The organism is Pedobacter foliorum, assembly GCF_013266735.1.
GTDB classification, from domain to species: domain Bacteria; phylum Bacteroidota; class Bacteroidia; order Sphingobacteriales; family Sphingobacteriaceae; genus Pedobacter; species Pedobacter foliorum.
Genome location: NZ_JABSNU010000002.1, coordinates 677,469 through 697,643 on the forward strand (window position 1 = coordinate 677,469; position 20,175 = coordinate 697,643).

Genomic DNA, 20,175 nt, shown 5'->3' on the forward strand with positions numbered 1-20,175 from the left:
TTAATATTTAAAAACGCAAACGATTTCGTGATTTTTATTCTTTCCCAAGAGTGGATGCGCGTGCCTTAATATGAGTTTCGAGCATTACCGTTTCATATTCAATATCTTCATTTTTTCTTTCTATAAGAGAGATCAGTTTTTTTGCAGCCAATTGGCCAATTTCAAAAGCAGGTTGATGCACTGTACTTAAAGCGGGGTTTAATGCTTCAGCAAGTTCTGTGTTAGTGAAACCAATTAATGCAATGTCATTAGGAATATGATAACCCAATTTATTAAGCAAGGTAAGGCATCTTGTACTGATCTGATCGGTTGCAGTAAAAATAGCATCAGGTTTATCAGTTAAGTTCATATAGTATTGAATAGCTGCTTCAAGATCTAAATTCAGTTTTTTGGTATCTGAGTAATCACAAGATCTTAGTAATTCAGGTCTGTAAGTTATATGGTTATCAGCTAAAGCTTGTTTGTATCCATTTAGACGTTCTGTGGCGATACTTAAAGTAGTGTTTGTATTAAGATGTGCAATATTCTTGTAGCCGTTTTTTATGAGGTGCATAGTAGCATCATATGCACCCTGAAAATTATCGGCGCCAACTTTATGGGTAACTATCTGGTCACTAAGCCTGTCAAAAAGCACCACAGGCAAACCCGCTTTCTGCAAAGAAACTAAGTAGCTAAAATCAACAGTTTCGCAAGCTGGAGAGATCAGTATGCCGTCAACTCCGCCAGAATAAAGTAATTCAATACATGCAGCCTCTTGCTTTTGAGATTCTTTGCTTTGCATAATAATAATCTGGTACGAATTATCCGTACTCACAGTATCAATCCCATCCAACATTTGTGCAAGCACATTATTATCAAGCGAACATACCACAACACCTATAGACCGACTTTTACCTTCTTTAAGCCCTTTGGCTAAGCGATTAGGTGAATAATGATGCTTTTGAGCATATTCCAATACTTTTTGTTTAGTGTCTATACTAATCTCATAGCTATCGTTTAAGGACTTTGATATTGTAGAAATAGATAAATTGAGCGCTTTAGCAATGTCTTTTAGGGTAACGCTATTGTTCATGCGGATCTCTATTTGGTGCAAAGGCGAATTTGCAATTATTATGGGGAATAAGATAAAGATACTTGCTTTTCTTTTTGAAGGAACATTTAATTGATTGTGATAAGGCCTTTAAAATAGTTTTTGAGAGGGATAATTAGCATTTGACAAATAGATTACACTTAATATGAGAACTGTTTATACATTTGCTTAACGGTGTTAGATTATTTACACACCACAATAAGTAATACCATGGGAAGTAAAGAGCGCATAGCAAGATTAAAAGAGGAGACACGACTCAATATCCTTGATGCTGCCTTAGACATAGTGAAGGAAGAGGGATGGCAATCTCTAAGTATGAGAAAGATTGCAGATAAGATTGAATATACTGCCCCAATTATTTATGAATATTTTGCCAATAAAGAAGGAATACTACTTGAATTAACCCGTAAAGGATACATTATCCTGGCAGGAGAAGTTAGAGCAGCAAGAGACAAGCACGATACGCCTGAAAGTCAGTTAGAGGCAATGTGGGTTGCATATTGGAACTTTGCATTCAAATATAAAGAGCTTTATCAGCTGATGTTTGGTGTAGATATGAATTGTTGTGAACTGAAGAAATCAATGCCGGAGGCAGAGCTTTCTGACGATCTGATATACGATGTTATAGAAAAACTAATCACCGTAGAGAATCCGACTGAAGATTTTGTCTGTAGAAAATACTACACTTTCTGGTCAATTATTCATGGCCTTATTTCAATTAACCTTGTAAATAAAGGTCGTGATGCAGAGATGAACCAACGTATTTTAAAAGATGCCATCAGAGGAATCATAAAATATATAAACGAATAATACCCAATAAACTCAAAGGCTTAAATAAGCCTTAATTTTTTAACAATTACTTAACGCTGTTAAACGGATTATACCCGTTATACTACAACCCTTTTAATCTATCATATTATGAAATTTTACCTCCGCAGTTCACAAGTATTTAACACTGTTAAACAATCTAATCACGTTATGAAATCAATACTTATATTTTCCGCTTTGTTTTTATTGGCTTGTTCCAGTAAAACACCTCAGGCTGCTGCACCTGCTCCGCCTGCATTACCTGTTGCCAGCGTAGTTTCTGGCACAGAAACCACTTTTCAAGAATACCCTGCATCTATAGAAGGCTCTGTTAATGTTGAAGTTAGACCTCAGGTTAGTGGTAGCCTGGAAAAGGTATACGTTGATGAAGGCGCTTTTGTTAAAGCCGGTCAACCTATCTTTAAAATAAACGATCAACCATACAGAGCCTCATTAAACAATGCTCTAGCAGCGCAACATTCAGCAGAAGCAAGCTTAATCAATGCTCAATTGGAAGTTGAACGTTTAACTCCATTAGTACAAAACAAGGTAATCTCTGAATTCCAGTTAAAATCGGCCAAAGCCACTGCTTTAGTTGCAAAAGCAAACATAGAGCAGGCTAAAGCAAATGTTTCTACTGCATCAATAAACCTGGGTTACACCTTAATTAAGGCGCCAGTTAGTGGTTATATTGGCAGATTGGTTAAAAAACAAGGAAGTCTTGTTGCGCCTGCGGATGTTGATGCATTAACCCAATTGTCTGATGTACATGATGTACACGTTTATTTTGCACTTGGAGAAAAGGATTTTGTAAACTTTAAAGACCAATATCCTGGTCAAACCCTAAGTGATAAGCTTAAACAGCTTCCTGCTGTTGCATTAATTCTTGCTGATGATACTGAGTACGATAAAAAAGGAAAAGTTGATGTAATAGATGGTCAGTTTGATAAAAACACAGGAGCCATTACTGTGAGAGCAAAATTCCCTAACCCTCAAGGTTTACTAAGATCAGGAAACACAGGAAGAATTCGCCTGAGTCTGCAACATAATAATACCCTTGTGGTTCCGCAATCGGCTACTATTGAAGTACAGGATAAAGTATTCGTATATGCCCTTGCTGATAGTAACAAAGTAAAAAAACAAGCCATCAGTATTATTGGTAAAGCAGGTACCAATTATCTGGTAAAAGATGGTGTAAAAGCCGGTGATCAGATTGTGTTAAGCGGACTTGATCGCTTACAAGAAGGAGCAGTGATTGCACCACAAAAAGCAACAGATAAAGTTGCTAAAAACTAATTCCCTAATTAAACATTAACTGTCATGTTCAAAATATTTATACAAAGGCCCGTATTAGCTACAGTAATCTCCATACTATTGGTGATTCTGGGGGTGCTAAGTCTTACCAAATTGCCGCTACAGCAGTTTCCAGACATTGCGCCACCATCAGTACTGGTAACTGCTAATTATCCTGGCGCAAATGCCGAAACTGTACTCCGTTCCGTAGCACCTTCGCTAGAAGAATCTATCAATGGAGTTGAAAACATGAGCTATATGAGCTCTACAGCCAGTAATGATGGTACATTGGCAATTACAGTATATTTTAAGCTGGGTACAGACCCGGATCAGGCTGCTGTAAACGTGCAAAATCGTGTAGCTCAGGCTACAAGTCAATTGCCTACAGAAGTAGTGCAGCAAGGTATCATTACTGCTAAACAACAAAATAGTTTCATCATGGCCATCGGTATGTATACCGAAGATGAATCAAAATACGATCAAACATTCATTGCCAACTACGCACAAATCAACATTATACCCGAAATTAAAAGGATTCCAGGTGTTGGTTCTGCAAGTATATTTGGTGGTGTAAAAGATTACTCGATGCGTATTTGGCTTAATCCAACGCAAATGGCCAGCTATGGTCTTACCCCAAATGAGGTAATGTCAGCTATACAAGACAAAAGTTTAGAAGCAGCTCCAGGTCGTTTTGGTGAAAGAAGTAATGAGGTTTTTGAGTATGTTATAAAATACAAAGGCAAGCTTACAAAACCGGAAGAGTATGAGAATATCGCTATACGTGCAAATTCTGACGGTTCTACACTGCGTTTAAAAGATGTAGGTAGGGTAGAATTTGGTGCTTATTCATACAACAGTTTAACCCGCTTAAACGGTAAAAAAGGTGTTGTTTTGGGTATCATACAATTGGCAGGTTCCAATGCTAATGAAATCCAGATTCAGATAAACAAGTTAATGGAAAAGGCTGCTAAAGATTTTCCAAAGGGCGTTAAGCACAATATCTTTTATAGTACAAAAGTTGCATTAGATCAGTCTATTGAGCAGGTACAACACACACTTATTGAAGCTTTTATTTTGGTGTTCATCGTTGTATTTATCTTCCTTCAGGATTTCAGATCAACGTTGATTCCTGCTATTGCCGTTCCCGTAGCCATTTTAGGCACGTTCTTCTTTATGCAGTTGTTTGGGTTCTCAATTAACTTATTAACGTTGTTTGCGCTTGTATTAGCCATCGGTATTGTGGTCGATGATGCGATTGTGGTAGTAGAGGCTGTTCACGCCAAAATGGAACACAAGCGTATCGGTGCAAAACAAGCAACTGCCGAAGCGATGCACGAAATCAGTGGAGCTATTATATCCATTACATTGGTGATGTCGGCAGTGTTCCTTCCAGTAGGTTTCTTAGAAGGTTCAACCGGAGTGTTCTACAGACAATTTGCTTTTACAATGGCTACAGCTATTATTATATCTGCTATTAATGCATTAACATTAAGTCCTGCATTGGCTGCCTTGTTCCTAAAAGACAATCATGCCGGTCATCCAGATGAGCCTAAAAAAGGATTTAAAGAGAAATTCTTTGCCGGGTTTAACAGGAGCTTTAATTCCATGACAGATAGATATGTAGGTGGTTTAAGGTTCCTGATCAAAAATAAAGCGGTTAGTATTGGTGGTTTGGTGATCATCATTTTAGCAACTGTATGGATGGTACAAAGAACTCCTACAGGCTTTATACCTACAGAAGATCAGGGCTTTGTGGCTATCGCTGTGAATACACCATCAGGAACATCATTAGATGGTACTTCGAAAGTAATGAAACAAGCTGAAGCTGAATTAGGTGCTTTAGATGCATCAAGATTTGTAACCTCTATTACAGGTTTCAATTTGCTTACCTCATCAACCAGCCCTTCGTCGGCAGTAGTATTTGTTCTGTTAAAACCTACTAAAGAAAGAGGAAAAGTACAGGATATCAATGAAATTATGAACCTGATAAGAGGCAAATTAGGCGCTATTAGTGGCGGTAGTTTCTTCGTATTCAGTTTCCCTACCGTTCCAGGTTTTAGTAACGTAGAGGCACTTGATCTCGTGTTACAGGATAAAACAGGTGGTAAGCTTGATAAATTTAGTGGTGTAGCCAATAATTTTATTGGTGAGCTAATGAAACGCAAAGAAATAGCGGTTGCATTTACCACTTTTAAAGCAGATTATCCTCAGCTACAACTGGAGGTAAATGATGAGAAAGCAAATCAGCTAGGCGTAAATGTTCGTGATATTCTGCAAACTATGCAAGCTTATTTTGGTAGTGCGCAAGCATCAGATTTTAATCGCTTTGGTAAATACTACAGAGTTTTGGTACAGGCAGATATTGCTGATAGGGCAGATCCTACGGCAATAGACCGTGTATTTGTTAAAAATAAAAGCGGAGAGATGGTGCCAATAAAAACATTGGTAAAATTAACCCGTGTTTATGGATCTGAAACTGCATCGCGTTACAACTTGTTTAACTCGATTCAGGTTAATGCAATCCCTAAACCAGGCTTCAGTTCCGGTGATGCAATCAATGCGATACAGGAAGTAGCAAAAGAGCAATTACCTGCCGGATATGGATTTGAGTTCTCAGGACAAACCAGAGAAGAGATTTCATCAAATGGGCAGTCGACAGTTGTATTTATACTTTGTTTAGTGTTCGTATATTTCTTGTTGGCAGCACAGTATGAAAGTTATATTTTACCATTAGCTGTAATACTTTCTATCCCTACAGGAGTATTGGGCGTGTTTATTGCAATTGGCTTTACTGGTATAGAAAACAACATTTACGTACAGGTAGCGCTGATCATGCTCATCGGTTTGCTGGCCAAAAACGCCATCCTGATTGTTGAATTTGCAGCGCAGCGTAGAAAGGCAGGCTTATCATTAGTAAGTGCGGCAATAGAAGCATCGAAACTAAGATTACGTCCTATCTTAATGACCTCTCTTGCATTCGTTGTCGGTTTATTCCCAATGAGTATTGCAACTGGTCCATCTGCTCAAGGTAACCATTCTATAAGTATTGGTGCTGCTGGAGGGATGGTTTCGGGTGTTGTACTTGGACTATTCTTGATCCCGGTTCTCTTTGTGATTTTTCAGAATTTGCATGAAAAAATATCAAGCAAACCAGCAGTCATTAGCGATGCTCAAGATGCAAATGGTGTTAAAGTAAACCCAGAATCGGAAATCATCTATTCTTAGTTTTTTAATTAAATGAGAGATAAGAGCAGATATGAAAAGTAGTATCGTCATTCTGAATTTATTTCAGAATCTCGCACTTGCTATTTCATCTGGCAGGTGCGAGGTCCCGGCCTTCGCCGGGATGACGAAGAGTTTAATCAAATCATAAACAAAATAGATACTCATGAAAAAGTATATAAATACATTGGTCCCGCTGTTAATTTTAGTGGTGTTGGCCGGATGTAAAGTTTCCAAAGATGTAGCTATACCTAAAGCTGCAATACCTGATACATTCAGGAATGCCAGTACAGCTGATACCAGCAGTATTGGTAAAGTCTCAGTAAAGAATTTCTTTACCGAGGATGGTGTAAAGCGTTTGATAGACACTGCATTATTAAGAAATTATGATATGCAGATTGCTTTGAAAAATATTGAATCAGCAGAGGTGCTGTTTAGACAATCAAAGCTTGGCAATATTCCTGAACTTACATTGCAGGTAACTGCAAATGCCAATCGTCCATCTAATAATAGTTTGAACGGATTAAGTGCGGGTCAATTCTTGAAAACCAATGTTATTCAGGATTATAATGCCAATATTGGTTTGGCCTGGGAGGCCGATATCTGGGGTAAAATAAAGGGACAGAAACAGGCTGCTTTGGCAACTTATTTGCAGACTGCGGAGGCCAGAAAAGCTATTCAGACAAGAATCGTGGCTAATGTAGCACAAGGCTACTACAGATTATTGATGATGGATGCCCAAATGGCTGTGGCTAAAAAGAACCTGTTATTAAACGATAGTACATTACGTATTATACACATGCAGTTTGATGCAGGGCAGGTAACCTCTTTGGCAATACAACAAGCTGAAGCGCAGCAATTGGTAGCAGCGCAGTTGATTCCTGAGTTGGAGCAAAACATCACCATACAGGAAAATGCTTTGCGTATCCTAACCGGACAGCTGCCTGGAGTGGTGGAACGTTTAGCCAGCCTTGAGAATACTGCTATCCCTGCTCAATTATCTGCCGGAATTCCTTCAGAAATGGTTAGCAGAAGACCGGATGTAAAAAGTGCTGAATTGTCTTTAAACATTGCTAATGCTAAAGTTGGTATTGCTAAAGCAAGCATGTATCCTTCGTTAAGTATTACTGCAAGTGGGGGTCTTAACTCGTTTAAAGCAAGTAACTGGTTTAATATTCCTGCATCATTGTTTGGTGTTGTCGGCGGTGGATTAACGCAGCCAATATTTCACCGCAAGCAATTGAAAAGTCAGTATGAACTGGCTAAAATAGACCGTGAAAAAGTGGTGTTGGAATTTAGACAATCAGTGCTTAATGCTGTAGGTGAGGTGTCTGATGAGCTTGTTAAAATTGAAAAATTAAAGCTTCAATATGATATTTCTTCGAAAAGGGTAGGTACTTTACAGCAGGCTGTTAAAAATGCCAACCTACTATTTAAAAACGGAATGGCAACCTATTTAGAAGTAATTACGGCTCAAAGTAATTCTTTACAAAGTGAGCTCGAACTGGCAGCCATAAAAACAGCTCAGTTAAGCGCTTCGGTAGAGTTATACCGTTCTCTTGGAGGCGGATTGTAAACCAGTTGACCTTTCATATCCTATACAAAACCCACATAAAGACATGTTTATGTGGGTTTTGCATAAAGTAACTATTAAGTTTATTAAATGTTTAATGTCGAATCTGGACTGCTCGATGTATCCTGCTGATCGAAGTTACTTGCAAATGATGCTGCCATATGTTCATTCAGATATCTTGATGTATATCTTTGATCAGTAACATTAATAAACAATACTGTTTTACCCTCTATTGCGTCTATTACCGAATTTGAAAGCTCTTTTGGCACTGCAGGGCATCCCTGGCTACGTCCAAGCCTGCCTAATGCATTTATTGTACCTTGGCTAACATAATCAGCACCATGAACTACAATAGATCTGCTACGGGCATTAGAATTGAATCCTTCATCCATACCATCTAAGCGCAGTGAGCGTCCATGCTGACCACGATATACTTCAGCTGTAAGATAAAATCCTATACTGCTTTGAAAAGATTCGTTTGCATTTGAAAAACGTGTAGCCTTATCAGCGCCACTACGTTGTCCATGGGCAACCCAGGTATTTAAAACTAATTTCTTTTTCTCAAGATCAATAATCCAAAGTCTCTTTTCAGTACTGTTTTTATCAAAATCAGCAATGGAAAGGATAGATTTCTCTTCTGAAACCTGACCGGTTTTTTTAAGATTGTAATAACCTGTAAGTGCTTTTTCAAATACTGCGTGACTTAATCCTGTTTGTTCAAGATTTATTTGACTGTAAAGATTGTTTACATGGGTTTCATATAAACTGTCTTCAGTAATTTCGGTAACAATTGCCGGTTTTACTGGCTCCCTGTTTGTCCCGTTAAAAATTGTTAAAGAAAGGCTGAGTGCTAACATCGATACTCCCCCCAAAATGCATTTCGTCATAGATTTTAACTCTCGTGATACTTTTATTTAATGCGTTAATTAGGTAGTGTTTCTTCAAATACAGTTCTTTAAATATTTTCAAACATACTAAAAATATATTCGGATTAATACATTGAAAATGATTCTATTACCTTTTTGTGACTTAATAGTTTCTATAAAAACAGCTGTTAATTCCATACATTAGTTAATATTTATTCCGCATAAAAAGCATAAAATGATTGACTTTGACTTTACCGCTGACCACATTTTAGAAGATGAAATTGCGCTTCTCAGACCTTTAAAGGAAGGTGACATAGCACATCTATTGTCGTTTGCTAACCAGTCGGAAATCTGGAGATTTTCGACACAAAAAGGTGACACAGAAGAAGCATTAAAAAAATATCTTTTATTGGCCATTGAAGCGAGAAATGATAAAAAAGAATACCCATTTGTTATTATCGACAAAAGAACAAATACATACGCAGGATGCACTCGGTTTTATGATATGAAGGTCAATCAGCATAATTTAAGTTTCGGTTATACCTGGTACGGAAAGCAATTTCATGGCACCGGGTTAAACAAACATTGCAAATACCTTTTGTTTGATTTTGCTTTTAACAGTGGATTTGAGCGTGTAGAATTTGCTGCTGATACAACTAATACAAGAAGCATCGCCGCCATGAAAAGCGTTGGATGTACTGAGGAAGGTATTTTAAGAAGTCATGTGGTTCGCTTGGATGGAAGCAGACGGGATACCATTGTTTTAAGTATGTTAAAACAGGAATGGGAACATTCTTTAAGAGAAAAACTAAATAGTAAACTATGATACAAAGCAGCCTATTTCAGATTGATGATGAAACCCCATGGGAGGATTTAGGTAATGGAATACAAAGACAGGTTTTTGGTTATGATGACAGAATTATGCTGGTAAAGGCAAAATTTGAAGTAGGGGCTGTAGGCGATCTTCATGAACATCATCATACTCAGGTAACTTATGTAGATAGCGGAGCTTTTGAAATGACTATCGGAGAGGAAGTACGTGTAATTAGAAAAGGAGATGGGTATTATGTACCTCCACATGTAATTCATGGTTGTGTTTGTCTAGAGGCTGGTACTTTAATAGATGCTTTTACCCCTCATAGAGAAGACTTTCTTTAAAAAGAGGGGTTATTTAACCCCTCCAAATGCTGCAAAGCATAAATTCTTGTGAAGTACTTCGGTGTCTTTAAAACCAACTTTCTGCATTAAGTTTAATTGGAAGTTGATAGATCTAGGTGTGTCTTCATATTCAATATAGTCGAATACTTTTTGGCGATATTCAGGACCGCCTAGTGACTCGAGGTAATTGCCGTATTTCTTTTGAAATAAGGTGTTTAAAGGTTCTGTGTCGTGAGTTATTAAATCAGATATCCACAAACAGCCTCCTGGTTTAAGCGATTTGTAAAATTTAGTAAATACCAGCTCCCAATCTTCATCAGTCCTTAAATGGTGCAACGTAGCAGCGGCAAGTATGATGTCGTATTTTTCAGCGGGCAAATCAAGCTCTTTCATATCTAGCTGAATGGTAGTTACTGTTCCTGAAGTTTGGGTAGAAATTCTTTCTTTGGCTCTCTCCAACATAGGTAAACTCAGATCATTAAGCGTACAATTCAGATTTGGGATTTTGGTGAGCATTTTTAGTGTGTAATTACCGGCACCACAGCCAATATCCAAAAGTTCTTTTGCATTCGGAACAACGTGTTTTGCGGCATCTGTACATAGCTCCATGGTTAATGGCGCATCTAAAGTAGTTTGCTGACCTGTGTTAAGATTTGAAAAACGTTCTACATCGTTATCAAATCTCTCCTTAATTTCTTCATTAGTGGCTTTACTGGAATAATCTGTTTTCATGTTTAGTAATTCTATTATTCCAAAATTAGGATTGTTTGGTTTATTTGGAAGTTTCTATTGGCATCTTAATGTCATTAAAAATATTTTTTAATAGGTCGTGGGGGTAAGAGCTAAACCAGTTGTCATACTATCAAATCACAAAAAAAAAGATAATTATTCTAACACAGAAAGTATGAAAACAAACAAGTTTTATTTAATGATTGCGGTAATCATGGTAAGTATTGGTTCGGTAAAAGCGCAGCAGTCGGGAGTTAATTTTGGTATAAAAGCTGGTATTAACTATGCAACTCTTCCAACAAGTTTTAAAGAGGTAAAAGAAAAAGAAGGCAAAGCAGGTTATAATGTTGGCGTGTTTGCCAGAGTTGGAGATGCGTTATATTTTCAACCAGAGGTAAATTATACTTCATTTAAAAGTGAGTATACCTACAATTCAAAAGTTTATAGCCCTAAATTTAAACAGGTTAATATTCCATTGATGGTTGGTTACAAAATTATCAATACCGAAGCATTGAACTTTAGGATTTCAGCAGGACCAGATCTAAGTTACTCATTAAACAAAGCCGCAGGCCCCGCTCAGTTTGATTATAAGAAATTTACGGCAGGTGGAGTAGTTAATGCGGGTGTGGATATAGGTAGCTTAACTATTGATGCCAGATACAGCCGAGGATTAACTAAGATTAACAAAGGTCTTGATGAGAAAACCGGGATATTTAATCTTTCAGTAGGGTTTAAAATATTTTAAAAGTAGGAGTTAAGATATTTGAAATAATAGGATTTAAGACGTTTTGATCCTTAGCGTTTGAAATGTATAACATTCTGATAAAGCGATCGTCATCCTGAATTTATTTCAGGATGACGATCGCTTTATAATTTAAACTTCCAATTAGAAATTGGTATTCACAATTAACTGACTTCTGGTTGCATCCACAAAATCCATAGGGACAACACCATAATGTCCATGAGTATTATTTGTGAAAAACGTATTTATCTTCGGATTTACAGAATTAGAAACCGTAGTAATACTTGGAATACCAAAAATAAGCGCTTTGTAACCACTAGTGTAATTCAAATATAACCTGTTAGAAGTATCATTATTCGCCTCATTAAAAAGCGTTTCGATGTTCGACCATTTTGTATTTACATTACTCACATTGTAATAGTCCTGAACTTTTAAATTAGCTGCAGAATTATTGATGTTAAAAGTAGTGTTGTCGGCCCAGTTGGTAGCGTCGATACCTTTTGTGGTTCCGGCTCCAAATCTTCTTAATAACTTAATCTTTCCTCTTAATGATCCTAAAGTAGGAACTCCATCTCCCAAATCCCATTTGGTAGGATTTTGACTTACATAAGAATCAAATGTTTGTTCGAAACTACGGGTGTTATTAGTGGCATCATACTCTTCCTTTACACTCATAATAATCGTTTCTGTAGGGTTGCTGTTTAAGAAACCGATACATGCATTTAATACATCTGTAAAATTCAAATTTTGGTAAATTGAACCATGATGAATGGCAAAAGAATCACCAATGTGTCTGCATCTGATATCTAAATATCTTACGCCTGCAGTAAGTTGGTCAGCGATACTTAAATTCTGACATTTAGCAGTACCGGCAACAGGTTCTGTTCTTGCCCCAGAATCATGGGTTCCGGGGATGGAGATTTGCGCAACGTTAGTGGCATCCGGGAGAGAGCCCATCCAATTACTCATGGTGTAAGTTAACACAAGTGCCGACGCAACCGATTTTTCCTGCATCTTTTTAGATTGCAATACTTGTTGCTCTTGCTTTTTGCACGACGTGAGCGCAAGGATTCCCGCAATGATTAACGGGAATTGAAGTTTAAAATTTCTCATACTTGAGGTTTTTAGGGATTTAATTTGGTTTATTTATTATATACAATATAAGGAAAAATCAGATTCACAAAAAGGCATATAATTATTTGATAAATTAAAAGATTTACCCGTATTTGTATAAGTAATTAGGTATTCCAATTTTAAACCATATGCGCTTTAAATTTTTACTTACGGTAGTCCTTGCAATGGGTTGTTATTCTGTGTTTTCGCAACAGAAAATAGCAGATAATATGTACTTTAAAAAGCTGCCAAATGGACTTGAAATAGTGGTTGTCGTAGACAACACCGTTCCTCTGGCTACAATTGAAATGGCCTGTAGAAATGGCTCATTTACAGAGTCTGACGATTATAATGGTTTAAGCCACCTTTACGAGCATTTGTTTTTTAAAGCAAATAAGGATTATCCAAATTTTGAGAGCTTTAACAAAAGGAGTAATGAGTTGGAAATCACCTCTAATGCTACTACCAAGGAAGAGGTAGTAAACTACTTTTTTACACTCCCTACGGCTAACTTAAAGCCGGGTTTAAAGTTTATGAACTCCGCTATTCGCAATCCCATATTTACTAAAGAAGATATGGCGTTGGAAAATGAAATTGTAAATGCCGAATTTACCAGGCACGAGTCTAGTCCGCTTTATGAGCTAATAGATGCTGATAAAAGACACATGTGGGGTGCTAATTATTCCAGAAAAAATGTAATTGGAAACCATGATGTCATTTTATCGGCCACGCCATCTAAAATGGATTCTATAAAAAATAAGTATTATTGGCCAAACAACTCTGTTCTGGTAATTGCAGGTGATGTAAAGGCTAATGAGGCTTTTAGTGCTGCCGAAGATATATTTGGAAGTTGGAAGGCATCACCATTTGATCCTTTTAAAAAGTGGCCGATTCCAGAGGTTAAACCTCTTGCCAAAAATGATTATTACATCATAGAATCTAATAAAATGCCGGTTCCTTATATGCTTTTTAGTTGGCACGGACCAGATACGCGAAACGATATTCCTGGTACTTACGCCGCCGATGTATTTTCGTTTATCGTAAATCAAAATGGTTCGAAACTTATGAAATCATTGATTAATTCCGGGTTAGCACAAATGGCTAGTGTAAACTATTATACGCAGAAATATACAGGGCCAATTAGTTTTATGGTAAGCCCAAATCCTAACAAAATTAAAGAGTGCTATGAAGAAGTATTAAAACAAATTGCTTTATGGGATGACGATGATTATCTATCAGATGTTCAGATAGAACGTGCAAAGCGATTACTTTCAGTATCTCAGGTTGAACGTAGAGAGGTAACTTCCGATTATGCGCATTTACTCTCTTTTTGGTGGGCATCAGCTTCGATTGATTATTACACTCATTACGAGGAAAACCTTAATAAAATAACAAGAGCCGATTTACTTAATTACGTTAGGAAATATATTAAGGGCAAGCCTTTTTGTGCAGGAATGATTATCAATAAAAGCATTGTAAACAATGTAAAACCTCAGGAATTCTTCAAATAAACTTCTAAACTGATGAAATCATATATATTAACCCTCGCCTTTGCTTTGATCCTTGTCTCTGCAAAATCTCAAACTAAGGCAATATCGTTTGATGTGAATGGACTTAAAGTGATTTTAAGACCAACGCAAAAGGAAACAGTCAGTATGAGTATGTTTTTTAGAGGTGGAGTTATGAATTATCAACCAGAGCAGGCAGGGATAGAAAACCTTGCTTTAATGGCAGCAGCAGCATGCGGAACAAAAAACTATAGTGTAGATGATTATAAAGAATTAGCTGATGAATATGGGATAAAAATAGGAGGGTCATCTAAAACTGATTACGGAATTATTAGTATGGAGTGTATTTCCAAATATTTTGATCAGGGATGGAAATTATTTTCAGATGCTGTAGCTAACCCCGCTTTTGATAAAACAGAATTCCAGTCAACCAAAGAAAAAGTTATCTCTGGCATTTATCAAAGTCACGCGTCTCCGGAATCAAGGATTCAGCAAATGTCAATGGAAGCTATGTTTAGTGGCAGTCAGTATAGTACAGATCCTCTTGGGAAAGAAAAAACAGTGAGTGGATTTACAGCAGACAGTGCTTCTAATTACTACCATAATCAGCTTTTAAATAAAAACAGAATGTTTTTAGTAGTAGCAGGTAAAATTACTAAGGAAGAACTTGAAAAGAAGGTGAAAGAAGCTTTCAAGGGGATTCCGGTTAAGGCTTATACGGCACCTGTGTACAGTCCGAAAATGCTTGCGGGTGAAAACTTGTATACTGAACAACGTGACTTGGCAACAAACTATATCAGTGGTATAATGAATGCTCCAACAATGAGTGATCCGGATTATGCTCCCTTTTTGTTGGCTATAAATGCTTTAAGCGGTAATTTACACTATGAGTTACGTGTAAAACAAGGGCTTTCATATGCTCCCGGTGCAACTATTGAAATGCAACAAATGCCTTATACTTCAATGTACGTGAGTACAACGCAACCCAAAAAATCTTTTCAAGCCATGGTGGCGGTTTTTAACAGCATCCGTAGCGGTCGTTACAGTCAATCGTTTCTTGATGGAATAAAAAAGGATCATCGCTTAAGGTATTATAGGCATCAGGAAAGTTCAAGCGCTATTGTTGATGATCTGGGAGAGGCTGAGGTACTTGGAGGTTATAAAATGGAAGAAGATATGCTTACGAATATTAATAAAGTTACCCTAGAGGATATGGGTAAGGCATTTAATAAATTTGCAAAAGGCGCAATTTGGCTATACCTGGGAGATGAACAATTAGGGAAACTTGCTTTCCAGTAGTTCTTACATCAATTTAAAAACCAAGATTCTAATTTAAATTTTAGCTACTGTTTTACCTAGATACCAACATATATAACTAAAAAATGGTGCTGCAAGAACATCAGCAGTGTAATGCACGTGTTGTACAAGTAGTAGTATGCCAACAATCCCTGCCGCGATAAATGCAATAGCTTTATCTCTTTTACTTTGCATACACATCCCTCCAACAATTAAGGTAGCTGTATGGCCTGAAAAGAATAAATCTTTAGTAATCACGTTTGATCTATAGAAAAGAATAGAGCATGGATCCGCCAGTTCAATAATACCTGTAGGAGCATTTAGAGGTACAAGGGTAATAGATAAAATGCGAGCTATACATAGAAATACGAATGTCCATAGCGCTGTTAAGCAGATTGATGTGTTTCTTGACATCCTGACCAAAAACAGGACTATTAAGGCATAAAGTATAATAAATATATATAGCGAAACATCAACAGGCGGTATTCTCTTTAATAACCAATCATTTAATACAGTACCTTCCCTTGCTTCAATATGGTTAAAAAACTGTGGTATAAATAACAGTATTGCAATAAGTATAATTGTCCCTAATATAAGTTTTAACCTAAATGGCGGATAATCCCAAGCAATTTGCCAGGAGAATTGTTTAGAATGCATTATTTAATCTAAGTTTTGTTATTCTAATAATTGTAAAAAGTATGTCTCAATTGCCCCCTAACATTGTCGCACGCTACCTCTTTAATAGTTAGATTATAGCGGTAAGTTAGTAATGTTAAACATACTCAGTAAAAGTCAGAATTTATATTCCGATTACACTAAATTAACATTAAAAAAATTTAAATAGAAATGTCATGGAAATTAAAACAACTAGTGAAAGGATGTATGCTCTTCTTGTGTTATTTGATATGCATACCAGCTTTTATTCGAAAGCTATTTCTGGAATCTCTAGCAGAGATGCGCATAATAGATTAAATACTAAAGCTAATCATGTTTCCTGGCTCGCAGGAAGCCTTGTTGAACAACGATATGAGTTAGCGAATATGTTGGGCGTCAGTGGTAAGCAGGCAGCACATGAGTTGTTTGAAAATCATCAGGGGATAATTGAAAATGTTACTTATCCTTCGCTTGAAGAGTTTAAAAAGGATTGGGATCATGTAAGTCCACTATTGAGAACCGCACTAATCAATGTAACAGACGAAAAGTTAAATGAGCAGATAGATATGGGGCCGGTTAAAATGACAAGTTATGAAATGATAGCTTTCATTATTTATCGTGAAGCAAATTGTATTGGTCAGATAGCATTGTGGCGTAGGTTGTTAGGTTATGAAGCAATAAAATATGACTAGAAAAAATATTATAAATTAAGTAGATTTATACTTTGTTTAGTTTGCATGGAAAATAATGTTAACACAACATTTTTTACGCCTCATCAAGAGCTTCAACCGTATATTGAAAGTTACCTGTTTTATGAGCTTAAATTTTCTGGTAGCGTTACATCTCCATTAAGTATTTATCCGGTTGCCAGAACCGAAATGTCTTTTATTCTTGATGAGTATCATAGATTTCATGAGGTTGGGGTAGATAAAACTGATAGTTATCCATTATGTTTTGTCGGATTACTTGATCACGGCAGGCACTTTGATGTTTTTCCTAAGAAACTCGTAATGGTAATGTTCAAGCCTTATGGAGCTTTTAAATTATTTGGTATTCCTCAACGCTATTTTTCAAATCAGGCCACAGATGTCCGGCTTCTTTTTCCCGAAATCAATAGCTTAACTGAGCAATTAAGAGAGGTAGCGAAGCAGCCGGACATGGTTGTTGCACGGTTAGAAGGTTGGCTACTTAAGCGCCTTTTGGCTTCGGAAAAAACTGATGTAAATAGTGTTGCCTATGCTTGCGAGCAAATACAAAAAAGCCATGGTTTGATACGCATTGCTGAACTAAGCAAACAGGTTGGGGTGTCTGAAACAAATTTAGGGGTACAGTTTAGAGATAAGGTGGGTTTTAGCGCTAAAGCTTTTAGTCGGATTGTGCGTTTCAATAATGTAAATAGCTTTATAAGGAAGAACAATGCCGTCAATTGGCAGGAGTTGGTATATAAATTTGATTTTTTTGACCAGAATCATTTTATTAAAGAATTTAAGCGTTTTTATGGCTGTACGCCTTCTCAGTGGCATTCCGGACTTTCAAAGTTTGATCCTTAATACAAGATACAGATACTTTCATGGTTTCTTTAAAACAACAAAAGCCGGAGTGAACCTCGGCTTTTGTTGTTTTCATAGGAGATGATTTTACAATTTACTGGAGAGCGTGATTGATATTTTTGTAATAAGATGAACTTCAATTTTAAGTACCGGTAACAAAGTACTAAAGAGGCCGGTACAAATAGCTTATTCTTTAATCAAATCGCTACTACAAACATAAGCAGGCAATATTTTTATTACAACTGTGTAAATACGCAGGTAGGTTTTGCAATATGATATAAGTAAGTATATTTACAGTAACCCAAATGTATTATGAAGAAAATCCTTTCTATAGATGGCGGTGGGATAAGAGGAATTATTCCAGGGATGCTTTTAGTTGCGCTCGAGGAAAAGTTAAAAAAGGAAAGTAAAAACCCAGATGCGGCTATTGTTGATTATTTTGATTTTTTTGCTGGAACAAGCACAGGAGGTATTTTAACCTGCCTGTTACTATGTCCTTCCGAAGAAAATCCAACCAGGCCAAGGTTTTCGGCCAAGGAGGCACTAGATCTTTATCTGGAGCACGGTAACGAGATTTTTAAAATGAGTTTCTTTAAACGCCTGAGAGCAAAGTTTGGTTTAGCGGGAGAACGCTACAATAGTCACATCTTTGAAGGGGTATTGAAGAAGTATTTTGGTAAAACTAAACTTAGCCAGCTTATTAAGCCATGCATTATAAGCGCTTACAATATTGAACTTCGCAAAACACATTTTTTTAGACAGCAAAATGCAATAGTGCGGGGCGATGTAAGGGACTTTTATTTAAAAGATGTATGTAGAGCTACATCAGCTGCACCAACTTATTTTAGCGTTGCTGAGATACATTCATTGGCAAATGTTAGGTATCCATTACTTGATGGGGGCGTGTTTGCTACAAATCCTGCGTTGAGTGGCTTAATAGAAGTAACTAAAGCATTTAATCAGACGAGGATAAACGACATCTATCTGTGTTCATTAGGTACCGGTCGTTCTAAAAGGTCTTATGATTACGATCACTTTAAAAAGAGTAGCGCGATGGCTATTGTACCCGCTTTAATTGATATTATGATGAGCGGTGTTGCTGAAACCAGTGATTTCTTTTTGCAGCAACTTTTTCACTCAGTAGGCAAGGAGAAGAATTATGTCCGTATTGAGCCAAATAGTTTGGAGAGCATTAAAGAAGGATTAGATGCGGCTAGTCCGACAAATATCGAGAAATTGGTGGCCCTGGGAGATAAAACCGTAAGTGAAAATGAAAGTCTATTAAACCTGATCGCTAAATTCCTGGTTGAGGAGGATAAACGATCTTCAAATAAGATGCCTTGGGATTTTTTAAAGGTTGCACGCTAATTCCCAATAGAACATTTATTAGGGAGTGGTTATTTTACAGGCCTGATAGAAGCAGAATACAAATAAAATAAATGCTAAAACTTTTAAGACACTAATAGCATACTTGGTTACTGATGACTTGTTTGATTTTTTGGGATACATGGCATTAGGGTTTGTTTGTTACTTTTTTATTGATACCAAAATTAATAGGGAATTGGAATGATTACAACTGTGAAAATACGCAGTTATTAAAATAAGTATTGTAAAAACACGTCTGGTAATTAATTAGATGCATTTTTATACCTTTTGCTGCATGAAATAGTTTTGTAAAATAACATCACAATTAATAGAAGTTACGCTAAACAACAAAGCCAGATTGCTCTGGCTTTGCTGCTTGTTAATTAAACTTTAGGGATTTTTGGTTCTTTATATTATTGGATGATTTTTCCGTCTTTGTCAATTTTCAATGAACCTGTTTCAGCTTCTTTTTTAACATCAACTTGATAGTATGTCGATTTATCTTGTTTTGTTACAAGAAAAGCAGCTGTTGGAGTCCAGGCTTTAACTGCATCGGATTGTAGCGTTTTTTGAACTGGCTCCGGAAGATCTTTTAATTCAATTGGAGTTTTTGTAACACTATCTTGTTGAACAGCAACTCTAACTGGGTTTTTGATGTCGCTTGCTTTTACTGTAGTTAATCCTGCTAATGCTAAAAATGCTGCTGATAAGATGATCTTTTTCATAATACTTATTTTAAAATTTCAGTTAAAAATTCTTGTTAGTTATGTTTAGACTAGGCTACATAATAGTGCCTAAATCTTATATTTTTGGCATCAGTCTGGTTTTTAGTCGGTTACTGTTTTTTGTGTGTGTTAAACTTGTGGAGAAACTCCACAAGTTGATGAGATCAGAAACAGAAAATACTATTACACATCGTCATCCTGAAATAAATTCAGGATGACGACCGCCACACAATATTGCATATTTTAATATATGCAAAAGAGCCTGTATCATAAATCGTGATACGGGCTCTTTTGCGTCTACCCGTATTCCTATCGTCTTGATTATTAACAATTTAAGTTGTTTTTTTTTCGTTTTAAATTTGATTTAACTTATTGATTTTCATACATTTATGATGTAAATCAGTAGTAGATATGGCCAACAAGAAACCCGTTTTTAAGCCCTATTATCAACATCAGCTCATGGCGTTTCCGCCTACTTTCGATG

General features: G+C 36.7%; 18 protein-coding genes. 12 read left to right on the forward strand and 6 right to left on the reverse strand.

Annotated elements, in window-relative coordinates:
* Window positions 1-34: 34 nt before the first annotated feature.
* On the reverse strand, window positions 35-1,072 hold the full coding sequence (locus tag HQN83_RS06665; RefSeq protein WP_173089547.1) for a LacI family DNA-binding transcriptional regulator: 1,038 nt from the start codon (window positions 1,070-1,072) through the stop codon (window positions 35-37).
* 228 nt (window positions 1,073-1,300) lie between these two features.
* Between HQN83_RS06665 and HQN83_RS06670 the strand changes: the two genes are divergently transcribed.
* From HQN83_RS06670 to HQN83_RS06685, 4 genes are all read left to right on the forward strand, one after another.
* Window positions 1,301-1,900 carry a TetR/AcrR family transcriptional regulator gene (locus HQN83_RS06670; protein ID WP_173089548.1) on the forward strand — a complete coding sequence of 200 codons (600 nt, stop codon included), beginning with the start codon at window positions 1,301-1,303 and terminating at the stop codon, window positions 1,898-1,900.
* A gap of 168 nt (window positions 1,901-2,068) precedes the next feature.
* Complete coding sequence (locus HQN83_RS06675) at window positions 2,069-3,193, forward strand: efflux RND transporter periplasmic adaptor subunit (RefSeq protein ID WP_173089549.1); 1,125 nt, start codon at window positions 2,069-2,071, stop codon at window positions 3,191-3,193.
* A gap of 24 nt (window positions 3,194-3,217) precedes the next feature.
* A complete protein-coding gene (locus HQN83_RS06680; RefSeq protein WP_173089550.1) occupies window positions 3,218-6,415 on the forward strand; it encodes an efflux RND transporter permease subunit in 3,198 nt (1,065 codons plus the stop codon).
* A 163-nt stretch (window positions 6,416-6,578) separates the two neighbouring features.
* Entirely contained in the window at window positions 6,579-7,988 is a 1,410-nt protein-coding gene (locus HQN83_RS06685; RefSeq protein WP_173089551.1) for a TolC family protein, read from the forward strand.
* Window positions 7,989-8,071: 83 nt separating this feature from the next.
* Here the strand turns inward: HQN83_RS06685 and HQN83_RS06690 are convergent, their stop codons facing one another.
* Complete coding sequence (locus HQN83_RS06690; protein ID WP_173089552.1) at window positions 8,072-8,872, reverse strand: murein L,D-transpeptidase catalytic domain family protein; 801 nt, start codon at window positions 8,870-8,872, stop codon at window positions 8,072-8,074.
* 214 nt (window positions 8,873-9,086) lie between these two features.
* Between HQN83_RS06690 and HQN83_RS06695 the strand changes: the two genes are divergently transcribed.
* The gene (locus HQN83_RS06695) at window positions 9,087-9,677 is read left to right on the forward strand and encodes a GNAT family N-acetyltransferase (RefSeq protein ID WP_173089553.1); all 591 of its coding nucleotides are present in this window, start codon (window positions 9,087-9,089) and stop codon (window positions 9,675-9,677) included.
* Entirely contained in the window at window positions 9,674-10,009 is a 336-nt protein-coding gene (locus HQN83_RS06700) for a cupin domain-containing protein (protein ID WP_173089554.1), read from the forward strand. Before HQN83_RS06695 ends, HQN83_RS06700 begins: the two co-directional genes overlap by 4 nt.
* Before the next feature lie 9 nt (window positions 10,010-10,018).
* On the opposite strand, the gene HQN83_RS06705 is transcribed toward HQN83_RS06700, so the two are convergent.
* The gene (locus tag HQN83_RS06705; protein WP_173089555.1) at window positions 10,019-10,741 is read right to left on the reverse strand and encodes a class I SAM-dependent methyltransferase; all 723 of its coding nucleotides are present in this window, start codon (window positions 10,739-10,741) and stop codon (window positions 10,019-10,021) included.
* 172 nt (window positions 10,742-10,913) lie between these two features.
* On the opposite strand from HQN83_RS06705, the gene HQN83_RS06710 reads away from it, so the two are divergent.
* Window positions 10,914-11,483, forward strand: a complete 570-nt coding sequence (locus HQN83_RS06710) for a porin family protein (protein WP_173089556.1) — start codon at window positions 10,914-10,916, stop codon at window positions 11,481-11,483.
* A gap of 141 nt (window positions 11,484-11,624) precedes the next feature.
* On the opposite strand, the gene HQN83_RS06715 is transcribed toward HQN83_RS06710, so the two are convergent.
* Window positions 11,625-12,593: a phosphatidylinositol-specific phospholipase C gene (locus tag HQN83_RS06715; protein WP_173089557.1), complete on the reverse strand. Its 969-nt coding sequence runs from the start codon at window positions 12,591-12,593 to the stop codon at window positions 11,625-11,627.
* A 149-nt stretch (window positions 12,594-12,742) separates the two neighbouring features.
* Between HQN83_RS06715 and HQN83_RS06720 the strand changes: the two genes are divergently transcribed.
* Both HQN83_RS06720 and HQN83_RS06725 read left to right on the forward strand, forming a co-directional pair.
* A complete protein-coding gene (locus HQN83_RS06720) occupies window positions 12,743-14,104 on the forward strand; it encodes a M16 family metallopeptidase (protein ID WP_173089558.1) in 1,362 nt (453 codons plus the stop codon).
* A gap of 12 nt (window positions 14,105-14,116) precedes the next feature.
* Entirely contained in the window at window positions 14,117-15,400 is a 1,284-nt protein-coding gene (locus HQN83_RS06725) for a M16 family metallopeptidase (RefSeq protein ID WP_173089559.1), read from the forward strand.
* A 33-nt stretch (window positions 15,401-15,433) separates the two neighbouring features.
* On the opposite strand, the gene HQN83_RS06730 is transcribed toward HQN83_RS06725, so the two are convergent.
* On the reverse strand, window positions 15,434-16,054 hold the full coding sequence (locus HQN83_RS06730) for a phosphatase PAP2-related protein (protein WP_173089560.1): 621 nt from the start codon (window positions 16,052-16,054) through the stop codon (window positions 15,434-15,436).
* Window positions 16,055-16,248: 194 nt separating this feature from the next.
* On the opposite strand from HQN83_RS06730, the gene HQN83_RS06735 reads away from it, so the two are divergent.
* From HQN83_RS06735 to HQN83_RS06745, 3 genes are all read left to right on the forward strand, one after another.
* Window positions 16,249-16,743 (forward strand): DinB family protein, encoded by a 495-nt coding sequence (locus HQN83_RS06735; RefSeq protein ID WP_173089561.1) that lies wholly within the window; start codon window positions 16,249-16,251, stop codon window positions 16,741-16,743.
* 45 nt (window positions 16,744-16,788) lie between these two features.
* Complete coding sequence (locus tag HQN83_RS06740; protein ID WP_173089562.1) at window positions 16,789-17,601, forward strand: helix-turn-helix domain-containing protein; 813 nt, start codon at window positions 16,789-16,791, stop codon at window positions 17,599-17,601.
* Window positions 17,602-17,913: 312 nt separating this feature from the next.
* Complete coding sequence (locus HQN83_RS06745) at window positions 17,914-18,969, forward strand: patatin-like phospholipase family protein (RefSeq protein WP_173089563.1); 1,056 nt, start codon at window positions 17,914-17,916, stop codon at window positions 18,967-18,969.
* A 410-nt stretch (window positions 18,970-19,379) separates the two neighbouring features.
* Here HQN83_RS06745 and HQN83_RS06750 read toward each other — a convergent pair whose 3' ends face one another.
* Window positions 19,380-19,691, reverse strand: a complete 312-nt coding sequence (locus HQN83_RS06750) for a hypothetical protein (RefSeq protein WP_173089564.1) — start codon at window positions 19,689-19,691, stop codon at window positions 19,380-19,382.
* Window positions 19,692-20,175 lie beyond the last annotated feature (484 nt).

Coding starts and splice junctions, on each gene's coding strand:
- HQN83_RS06665 (WP_173089547.1), bottom strand. CDS start 1,072: ATGAACAATAGCGTTACCCTAAAAGACATTGCTAAAGCGCTCAATTTA.
- HQN83_RS06670 (WP_173089548.1), top strand. CDS start 1,301: ATGGGAAGTAAAGAGCGCATAGCAAGATTAAAAGAGGAGACACGACTC.
- HQN83_RS06675 (WP_173089549.1), top strand. CDS start 2,069: ATGAAATCAATACTTATATTTTCCGCTTTGTTTTTATTGGCTTGTTCC.
- HQN83_RS06680 (WP_173089550.1), top strand. CDS start 3,218: ATGTTCAAAATATTTATACAAAGGCCCGTATTAGCTACAGTAATCTCC.
- HQN83_RS06685 (WP_173089551.1), top strand. CDS start 6,579: ATGAAAAAGTATATAAATACATTGGTCCCGCTGTTAATTTTAGTGGTG.
- HQN83_RS06690 (WP_173089552.1), bottom strand. CDS start 8,872: ATGACGAAATGCATTTTGGGGGGAGTATCGATGTTAGCACTCAGCCTT.
- HQN83_RS06695 (WP_173089553.1), top strand. CDS start 9,087: ATGATTGACTTTGACTTTACCGCTGACCACATTTTAGAAGATGAAATT.
- HQN83_RS06700 (WP_173089554.1), top strand. CDS start 9,674: ATGATACAAAGCAGCCTATTTCAGATTGATGATGAAACCCCATGGGAG.
- HQN83_RS06705 (WP_173089555.1), bottom strand. CDS start 10,741: ATGAAAACAGATTATTCCAGTAAAGCCACTAATGAAGAAATTAAGGAG.
- HQN83_RS06710 (WP_173089556.1), top strand. CDS start 10,914: ATGAAAACAAACAAGTTTTATTTAATGATTGCGGTAATCATGGTAAGT.
- HQN83_RS06715 (WP_173089557.1), bottom strand. CDS start 12,593: ATGAGAAATTTTAAACTTCAATTCCCGTTAATCATTGCGGGAATCCTT.
- HQN83_RS06720 (WP_173089558.1), top strand. CDS start 12,743: ATGCGCTTTAAATTTTTACTTACGGTAGTCCTTGCAATGGGTTGTTAT.
- HQN83_RS06725 (WP_173089559.1), top strand. CDS start 14,117: ATGAAATCATATATATTAACCCTCGCCTTTGCTTTGATCCTTGTCTCT.
- HQN83_RS06730 (WP_173089560.1), bottom strand. CDS start 16,054: ATGCATTCTAAACAATTCTCCTGGCAAATTGCTTGGGATTATCCGCCA.
- HQN83_RS06735 (WP_173089561.1), top strand. CDS start 16,249: ATGGAAATTAAAACAACTAGTGAAAGGATGTATGCTCTTCTTGTGTTA.
- HQN83_RS06740 (WP_173089562.1), top strand. CDS start 16,789: ATGGAAAATAATGTTAACACAACATTTTTTACGCCTCATCAAGAGCTT.
- HQN83_RS06745 (WP_173089563.1), top strand. CDS start 17,914: ATGAAGAAAATCCTTTCTATAGATGGCGGTGGGATAAGAGGAATTATT.
- HQN83_RS06750 (WP_173089564.1), bottom strand. CDS start 19,691: ATGAAAAAGATCATCTTATCAGCAGCATTTTTAGCATTAGCAGGATTA.